This window comes from Fulvivirga lutimaris (assembly GCF_009711525.1).
Taxonomy (GTDB): domain Bacteria; phylum Bacteroidota; class Bacteroidia; order Cytophagales; family Cyclobacteriaceae; genus Fulvivirga; species Fulvivirga lutimaris.
Genome location: NZ_SMLV01000131.1, coordinates 1 through 2,508, shown reverse-complemented (window position 1 = coordinate 2,508; position 2,508 = coordinate 1). Strand labels below are relative to the sequence as shown.

The following is a 2,508-nucleotide window of genomic DNA, read 5'->3' as shown; positions in this document are numbered from 1 at the left end:
CGAAGAAGTACAGCTCGTTGATGTACGTACACCTGGTGAATATGCCGGAGGGTTTATTGGTGATGCAATAAATATTGACTTTATGGGTGATGGCTTTATTGATAACTGTAGTGCTACACTTGATAAGAACAAGCCTATGGCTATCTACTGTGCTGGTGGCGGAAGAAGTGCGAAGGCATTAAAACAATTGAAAGAAGCCGGCTTTAAAGAGGTATATGAGCTTGGAGTTGGTTATAGCGGCTATAACCAATAACTTTAATAAGGAGAATAATCACAATACTGTATGAATGAACTTACCAAAATAGTTGAGGCCTATCAGAAAACTGATTTTGAAAAGCAAAGAGCAGCTTTGGCGACTGTAGTTAGGGTGCTAGGTTCTTCATACAGAAGTCCGGGGGCCAGAATGTACATTACGGATGATGGTCGCTGGGTAGGCTCTATAAGTGGTGGCTGTTTAGAAGGTGATGCGCTTAGAAAGGCCAGAAAGGTTATGGATAGTGGTATTCCTCAAATGATTACTTATGATACCATGGATGACGAAAATAATTCCCTTGGGGTTGGGTTAGGTTGTAATGGGATTATTCATATTTTACTGGAACCAATTAGTTATGATCATAATCCAATTGACTTTTTGCAATCAATCTATAAAGAGGAGAAGGTAACTTCATTAGCTACGGTTTTTGAAAGTGAATTTGAAGGCCTTGATGTTGGTTCTAAATTTTGGATGACAGATAATACTGATCTGACTAATGTCACTCCGTTGGAAAAAGAGATATATAATTCTCTTTCCAAAGCAATGGAAACCAGCTCTGCAGAAGCTAAGGAGTTTGTATTTGAAGGGAAAAGAAGTCATATTTTTATAGAAGTATTTCAACCGCCTATTGATCTTTTGATCTTCGGTGGAGGATATGACGCACAACCAGTGGCTAATTTTGCGCATCAGTTAGGGTGGAATGTTACCATTCTTGATGAATGTGTGGCTCACTTGATACCCATCAATTTTCCAAATGCGCAACTTTCAGGTTGCCAAAGGCATGAAGTGACAAGTAATATAAATGTTAAGCCATTTTCTGCTGCTGTGCTTATGTCGCATAACTACTATTATGATATGGAGGTGCTTAAGCAATTGCTACCTACTTCAATTCAATACATTGGAATCCTTGGTCCTAAGAAAAAAGGCGATAAAATGTTTGAAGAACTATCTTCTGAAGGGATTGAGTTAGCAAGTGTTGATTATGATCGTATTCATAATCCAATAGGTCTTGATATTGGCGCAGATACACCAGAAGAAATTGCCTTTTCAATTATTGCAGAAATAAAGGCCAAGTTCAGTAGCCGATCATCTGGTTTTCTTAAATACAAAACTGGCCCTATACACGATAAAGATCCTCAGTCTGGAGAAGTGTTTAAGCAAGTCTATATTAATACTCCCGAGATAAAAACGGGAAATGCCTAAGGGTGCAATACTGATTTTAGCTGCTGGTAATTCCTCTCGATTGGGAAGGTCGAAGCAACTCGTTGAAATTTCAAAGGGACAAACATTACTTAATCAAAGTATACAGACTGCTGAACAATCTCAGTTAGGAGAGGTGTATGTTGTATTGGGTGCAGATTATAAAATGCACTCTGAATCCATCAATTCTCAAGTTCATTTAATTGAAAACTCCAATTGGTCTGCTGGTATGGGATCTTCATTAAAGGCAGGTCTTGCTCAAATTGCTTCAAGCCAAAATCAGACTGATTTTATTGTTGTTTCCGTTTGTGATCAGCCTTATCTGGAAACTGAAAATTTCTTAGCGCTTTATAGTGAATTTAAGAAAGGAGACAAACCAATTATTGCTTCAAAGTATGATGTTGGGTTTGGGGTTCCTGTTTTGTTTTCGAATTCTGTCTTTAATGAGTTGCTTCAATTAGGAGATGGTGAAGGAGCATTAAAGTTTCTGAAAATCAATCTGGAACAAGTGGCTTTTGTAGACTTTAAAAAAGGCAATATTGATATCGATACTCAGGATGATTTGTTGAATCATCTTTCTAACTAAACGTAGAATTCTAATTGAAACACAGGAGATGACTTCTCCTGTATAGGTTTCATAGCAACTATCTGTAGTGTGTTAAATGCTTCTATGAATTCTGTTCGGGTAATCCGCTCTTTAAATTGATTAGGCTTGATCTTGTGATACTGCATACGACCTGAAGGGTTGGCAGTAGCGCTATACACAATGGTATAGCGCATTTTAATAGGTGATGGGACATATCTCATAACATTCAAATGTCCTTATAATTTAATAGCTGTTTTTAAAATCAGCAAATACCATTCTGTTTTGTAACTGATTGTATTGTGTCAACAAACTGTAGGCATTGGATGGTACATAGTTGAACCTTGATTTAAACTCTTCCACCTTGGCGCTAAGCTCTTGCACATAAAACCTGATCTGGTCCAGGTTCTTACACTTTTTTGGGCTCTCAAAATTCTTCACTGTGAAGATTTGAAACTCTCTGTCTATTCTT

At 37.6% G+C, this 2,508-nt stretch carries 5 protein-coding genes; 3 read left to right on the top strand and 2 right to left on the bottom strand.

Annotation, left to right across the window (positions count from 1 at the left end; genetic code table 11):
• From E1140_RS00730 to E1140_RS00720, 3 genes are all read left to right on the top strand, one after another.
• A partial coding sequence (locus E1140_RS00730; protein WP_155178037.1) for a rhodanese-like domain-containing protein occupies nucleotides 1-253 on the top strand: 253 nt, incomplete at its 5' end.
• 30 nt (nucleotides 254-283) lie between these two features.
• Nucleotides 284-1,456 carry an XdhC family protein gene (locus E1140_RS00725; protein ID WP_155178036.1) on the top strand — a complete coding sequence of 391 codons (1,173 nt, stop codon included), beginning with the start codon at nucleotides 284-286 and terminating at the stop codon, nucleotides 1,454-1,456.
• On the top strand, nucleotides 1,449-2,039 hold the full coding sequence (locus E1140_RS00720) for a nucleotidyltransferase family protein (RefSeq protein ID WP_155178035.1): 591 nt from the start codon (nucleotides 1,449-1,451) through the stop codon (nucleotides 2,037-2,039). The genes E1140_RS00725 and E1140_RS00720 overlap by 8 nt, the downstream gene beginning before the upstream one ends.
• On the opposite strand, the gene E1140_RS00715 is transcribed toward E1140_RS00720, so the two are convergent.
• Nucleotides 2,036-2,260 carry a hypothetical protein gene (locus E1140_RS00715; protein WP_155178034.1) on the bottom strand — a complete coding sequence of 75 codons (225 nt, stop codon included), beginning with the start codon at nucleotides 2,258-2,260 and terminating at the stop codon, nucleotides 2,036-2,038. The genes E1140_RS00720 and E1140_RS00715 overlap by 4 nt on opposite strands.
• A 22-nt stretch (nucleotides 2,261-2,282) precedes the next feature.
• A partial coding sequence (locus tag E1140_RS00710; protein ID WP_221412597.1) for a hypothetical protein occupies nucleotides 2,283-2,508 on the bottom strand: 226 nt, incomplete at its 5' end.